The organism is Okeania hirsuta (assembly GCF_003838195.1).
Lineage (GTDB): Bacteria > Cyanobacteriota > Cyanobacteriia > Cyanobacteriales > Microcoleaceae > Okeania > Okeania hirsuta.
The window spans coordinates 1-1,067 of sequence record NZ_RCBY01000613.1; the positions used below are offsets into that span (position 1 = coordinate 1).

Genomic DNA, 1,067 nt, shown 5'->3' on the forward strand with positions numbered 1-1,067 from the left:
CACTTGCAAAAAACTGCAGATGATCCCACCCAAGCTCATGTTTATTTAGATTTGCGACCTATTGCTCCCGACCGCATTCGTTATCGCTTCCCCAATATTATCAATGTCTGCAAACAATGGGGTATTGATGTTTTTCAAGAACCTATTCCGGTTGCTCCTGCTGCTCATTATTGGATGGGTGGAATTGCTTGTAACTTAATGAGTAAAACCTCAATTCGTGGACTCTATGCCATCGGAGAAACGGCAAGTACGGGAGTTCATGGAGCAAATCGTTTAGCTAGTAATTCTTTGTTGGAATGTTTAGTGTTTGCTTCTCAACTATCTCGCATTGAAATTCAGCCAAATTTAGTTGCGCCTAATTCTGAGGTGTCGCAGGTAGACTTTAATTGGAGTGGGGATATGGAAAAGATAGAATTGATTCGGCAAATGCTACCGAGTTTAATGTGGGAAAGTGCAGGTATCTCTCGTGAAGGAGAGTTGTTAGATAGAGCGCTACATAAAATTAATAATTGGCGAGAAAGTTTGGCAGGTTTGGATATAGTTCAATTTTTAGCAAATCTATTGCCTAACCAGATGATAGAGTTAAACTCGACTGATGCTGAACAACAGTTGCGGATGGTTGCAGAAACGCTCAATCTTTTGGATCTAGGTTCTTTAATTCTCAAAAGTGCTGCATGGCGAATTGAAAGTAGAGGTGGACATTATCGTAGCGATTATCCTCAAACTTCTGACCGTTGGAGCGTACATACTTTGGTGCAGGGCGATCGCTTGTGGAAATCGCCCATGGGAATTAATTCTGAAGAGTTAAAAATCAAAAGTATGGCAGTTGAGGCATAATATGATCTCAGGTTAACTACTGAATTATCATCATAAATAAACCTTTGATCAAACACCTGCAGGGAAGCTCTATTTAACTTCTCTGCATTCTTTTTCAAATCTATGTCTAAAAATCTTAGAGACTGTTTGTAAAAAAAAGCTAAAGATAGCCATGAAGAGGTATTTAAGGTAGGAAATTGAAGAAGGAGACAGGAGACAGGAGACAGGAGACAGGAGGAAAATTACATGGG

1 protein-coding gene is annotated in these 1,067 nt (G+C 39.8%); it reads left to right on the plus strand.

From position 1 onward, the window contains the following. Nucleotides 1-837, plus strand: an 837-nt coding sequence (locus D5R40_RS33230; RefSeq protein WP_124155907.1) for an FAD-binding protein, incomplete at its 5' end; no start/stop codon positions are given. Nucleotides 838-1,067: the final 230 nt, after the last annotated feature.